This window comes from Acidovorax sp. KPB24-07, assembly GCF_057543315.1.
The window spans coordinates 1-4,578 of the sequence record NZ_BAAJYS010000272.1; the positions used below are offsets into that span (position 1 = coordinate 1).

Annotated in this window: 4 protein-coding genes and 1 pseudogene; all 5 read left to right on the forward strand. The window is 67.9% G+C overall.

Translation table 11 applies throughout. The features are described 5' to 3' along the window. Window positions 1-767 (forward strand): lipase secretion chaperone (locus AC27IQ_RS19055; protein WP_487090409.1); only part of this gene is annotated, 767 nt, incomplete at its 5' end. A 147-nt stretch (window positions 768-914) separates the two neighbouring features. Next, on the forward strand, window positions 915-2,051 hold the full coding sequence (gene hppD / locus AC27IQ_RS19060; protein WP_487090410.1) for a 4-hydroxyphenylpyruvate dioxygenase: 1,137 nt from the start codon (window positions 915-917) through the stop codon (window positions 2,049-2,051). Between the two features lie 125 nt (window positions 2,052-2,176). Next, complete coding sequence (locus AC27IQ_RS19065) at window positions 2,177-3,106, forward strand: Bug family tripartite tricarboxylate transporter substrate binding protein (protein ID WP_487090411.1); 930 nt, start codon at window positions 2,177-2,179, stop codon at window positions 3,104-3,106. A 62-nt stretch (window positions 3,107-3,168) separates the two neighbouring features. After that, window positions 3,169-4,008, forward strand: a complete 840-nt coding sequence (gene phhA, locus AC27IQ_RS19070) for a phenylalanine 4-monooxygenase (protein WP_284398014.1) — start codon at window positions 3,169-3,171, stop codon at window positions 4,006-4,008. Between the two features lie 170 nt (window positions 4,009-4,178). Beyond that, window positions 4,179-4,578 (forward strand): annotated as a pseudogene (locus AC27IQ_RS19075) (hypothetical protein); the annotation flags it as partial.

Sequence of the window (4,578 nt, forward strand, 5' to 3'; positions counted from 1 at the left end):
TGGCCGCCGCCAGCGACGACCCGCTGCTGGGGCCCGGCCTGCGCGACACGCTGGAAGCCCTGCTGCACGCGGCGGGCGAAGCGCCGGAGCCTGGCCTTCTCAAGGCACGGCTGGAGGGCCTGATCGGCCAGTTCTTCCCGCCGCAGGTCGCCACCCGGGCCCTGGCGCTGGCCCACCGCTACGTGGACTACCGCGTGGCGCTGGGGCGGCTGCAGGCGCCCGCCGATCTGCGCGATCACCAGGCCCTGCGCCAGGCCCTGGCCGCACGCCAGAAGGTGCGCATGGCCGCCTTCGAGCCGGACGAGTACCAGGCCCTGTTCGCCGCGGATGCACAGATGGACGAATACCTGCTCTCCCGCTTGGAGATCAAGCGCGACCCGTCGCTCACGGCCGACCAGAAAAGTGCCGCCCTGCACCAAGCCGAAAGCGCCCTCGGCCCCGCGTTGCAGGCGCAGCGCAGCGAAGCGGTGGCGCACGTGGGCCTGGCCCGGCAGACCGCGGACTTCGACGCCCAGGGCATGGACGCCACGGCCCGCTTCAATGTGCGCAGCGCGCAATACGGCACCGAGGCCGCGCAGCGGCTGGCCCAGATGGACACGCAGGACCGGCAATGGCAGGGCCGGCTCGACCAGTACCAGGCGGCAATGGGCTCAGGGTCTTCTTCGGCCCAGCTGGCGCAACTGCGGTCGGAGCTGTTCACGCCGCAGGAGCAACTGCGCCTGGAGGGCGCTCTGGCGCTGCGGGCGCTGCCCGCACAGGCCCGCTGACCGCCGGACAACCTTCGGCTGCGGCATTGCGGCCATTCATGCAGGTTTCCTGCAAAACGGGCCCGCCGGGGGCACGATTTCGCCCGAATGCTGAGTCTCTACGGCCTAAAGTGGATGGCAGACATTCATCCACGAACGGAGACGCCAATGAACGCAGCCTTGCCCGAGCAAGCCACGCAACAGACCGCCGCCTGGGAGAACCCCATGGGCACCGACGGTTTCGAATTCATCGAATACGCCGCACCCGATCCGCAGGCCATGGGCAAGGTGTTCGAAGGCATGGGCTTCAAGCCCGTGGCGCGGCACCGCCACAAGAACGTCACCCTGTACCGCCAGGGCGAGATCAACTTCATCATCAATGCCGAGCCCGACAGCTTCGCGCAGCGCTTTGCGCGCATGCACGGCCCCAGCGTCTGCGCCATCGCCTTCCGCGTGCACGATGCCAAGGCCGCCTACGAACGCGCCCTGGGGCTGGGCGCCTGGGGCTATGCCGGCACCGCCGGCCCGGGCGAGCTGAACATTCCCGCCGTCAAGGGCATCGGCGACAGCCTGATCTATCTGGTGGACCGCTGGCGCGGCAAGGGCGGCGCGCAGCCCGGCGACATCGGCAACATCGGCTTCTTCGACGTGGACTTCGAACCGCTGCCCGGCGTGTCGGCCGAAGAGGCGCTCAACCCCCACGGCCACGGCCTGACCTACATCGACCACCTGACGCACAACGTGCACCGGGGCCGCATGAATGAATGGGCCGGGTTCTACGAGCGCCTGTTCGGCTTCCGCGAGATCAAGTACTTCGACATCGAAGGCCAGGTCACCGGCGTCAAGAGCAAGGCCATGACCAGCCCCTGCGGCAAGATCCGCATCCCGATCAACGAAGAGGGCAAGGAAAAGGCCGGCCAGATCCAGGAATACCTGGACATGTACAACGGCGAAGGCATCCAGCACATCGCCATGGGCTCGGACGACCTGTACGCCACGGTGGACGCACTGCGCGGCGCCGGCGTGCGCCTGCTGGACACCATCGACACCTACTACGAACTGGTGGACAAGCGGATTCCCGGCCACGGCGAGCCGCTGGCCGAACTGCACAAGCGCAAGATCCTCGTGGACGGAAAGAAGGACGCGCTGCTGCTGCAGATCTTCAGCGAGAACCAGCTCGGCCCCATCTTCTTCGAGTTCATCCAGCGCAAGGGCGACGACGGTTTCGGCAACGGCAACTTCAAGGCGCTGTTCGAGAGCATCGAGCTCGACCAGATGCGCCGCGGCGTGCTGAAGTCGGAATAGCACCGCCTGTAACCGAATGCAGCTTCACGGCGACGCATCTCTATACTGCGGCACGTCTTAGAACCGGAGGAGATACCGTGAAGCTATTGAGTGCCAGTGCCTATCTGGGGGGTGCATTGCTGTGCATGGCAGGACTTGCCGCGCACGCGCAGACCCCTTCCGCGCCGCTGAAGATCATCGTGCCCTACCCTGCGGGGGGGCCGGTCGATGCCTCGGCCCACATCGTTGCCGAAGGCGCCAAGGCGGCGCTGGGCAACGTGGCGGTGGAGAACAAGCCCGGCGCGGGCGGCAACGTCGGCGCCGATCTGGTGGCGAAAGCCCCGGCCGGCGGCAACCTGCTGGTGATGGGCGCGGTGGCCACGCATGCGGTGAACCCCTGGCTGTACAAGAACTTTCCGTACGACCCGATCAAGGACTTCAAGCCGATCGCCCTCGTCGCGCGCACGCCCAACGTGCTGGTGATGAGCGCCGAGCAGGCCAAGAGCCTGAACATCGGCAGCACGACCGACCTGGTGCAGTACCTCAAGAAGCACCCGGACCAGCTCAAGTACGGCTCGGGCGGCAACGGCAGCATCGGCCACATCGCGGCCGAGATGTTCAAGTCGCTGACCAACACGCGCATGGCGCACGTGCCGTTCCAGGGTTCGTCCCCGGCGCTCAAGGCACTGCAGGCCCAGGAAGTGAGCCTGGTGTTCGACAACCTGGCTTCATCGCTGCCGCTCATCAAGGCGGGCAAGCTGAAGGCGCTGGGCGTGACCTCGCTGGGCCGGGACGACGACCTGCCGGACGTGCGCAGCATCAACGACGAGGTGCAGGGCTTCAACGTGGTGACGTGGTTCGGGCTCTTCGCCCCGGTCGCGCTGCCCGATGCCGACGCCCGCCGCTACGCCATGGCCTTCAGCGCGGGCATGAAGTCGCCGGCCAGCACGGAGCGCTTCAAGAAGATGGGCCTCGACCCCGAGGACCTGACGCTGGAGAGCTTCGGCCAGTTCGTGCGCTCGGAGCACAGCAAGTACGGTTTTCTGATCAAGGCCGCAAAGATCAAGATGGATTAGCCGCGGCCGGGGGCAGGACGCCCGGGGCTGCGGCATGGATACAAAAACCCAAGGAGCCAAGCATGGGACAGCCCCCCGTCGTCTACGGACAATCCGATCGCCCGCCCCGCGGCGACTACGCCCGCGCCAACGCCGACTACACCTGCGCGCAGGACTACGAGGCCTACACCGCGGCCGACCACGACACCTACCGGCGCCTGTACGAACGCCAGTCGGCCCTGCTGCCGGGCCTGGCGAGCGATGCGTTCATCGAGGCCCTGCCCTCGCTCGGCGCGCGCGACCGCATTCCGCGCTTCGAGGAAGTGAACGAGCGCCTGTACCAGGCCACGCGCTGGGAACTGGTGGGCGTGCCGGGGCTGATCCCCGAGGTGCCGTTCTTCACGCTGCTGGCCAACCGCAAGTTCCCGGTGACCGACTGGATCCGCACGCCGCAGGAGTTCGACTACATCGTCGAGCCCGACATCTTCCATGACCTGTTCGGCCATGTGCCGCTGCTGTTCAACCCGGTCTTCGCCGACTACGTGCAGCGCTACGGCCAGGGCGGCCTCAAGGCCCACGGCCTGGGCGCCTGCGAGCTGCTGTCGCGCCTGTACTGGTACACGATCGAGTTCGGCCTGATCCGCCAGGACGATGGCCTGCGGGCCTATGGTGCGGGCATCCTGAGTTCTTCGGGCGAGCTGGCCCATTCGGTGCGCAGCCCCGAGCCGCAGCGCATTCCCCTGCAGCTGGAGCGCACCATGCGCACGCGCTACAAGATCGACACCTACCAGCAGACCTACTTCATCATCGACAGCTTCCAGCAGCTGTTCGACATGACCGCAGCCGACTTCGCCCCGATCTACGAGCGCCTCAAAGGCCAGCCCGAGTTCGCGGCCGACGAGCGCGAGGCCGTGCCGGCCTGACGGCGCGCACCCGGCCGGCTGCCGCTTCTTCGCACGCGGCGGCATGGCTTCGCGCCGGGGGCGGGGCAGCCCCCAGCGACTGCGGATGATCGACTCCGTCATCCGCCGCAAGGTCCAACGGGCGCCCAGCGCGAGGCACATTGGCGGCGGATTCCCCGAGGAATCCATCCATGTCGCGCATTTCTGGCATTTCGTCCCCGCTGCGTCCCGCACCGGGCATCGTCGTCGATCCCTCGCCGGGGCTGATGACGCCCGTCGCGCCCGTGCGGCGCAGGCGCCAACCGCCCTCCGCCGAACCAACGCTGCCCGAGCTGGCCCGGCGCCTGTCCTCCGCACCGTCGATGCCGCCGCGTGCGCCCCTGCACGTGGTGCGGCATTCGCTGCTGCCGCCGCAGTTCCAGTCGCCCCAGCGGCCCGGCACCGAGCCGCCCGAGACCTACCAGCGCCATTCGAAGCTGCCGCCGCAATACCAGTCGCCGCTGCGCCAGAGCTTTCTGCCGCCCCAGGCGTACCAGTCGCACTCGGCGATGAACACGTTCCAGTCGCCCTATGCGCCCGCGCCGCAAGGGG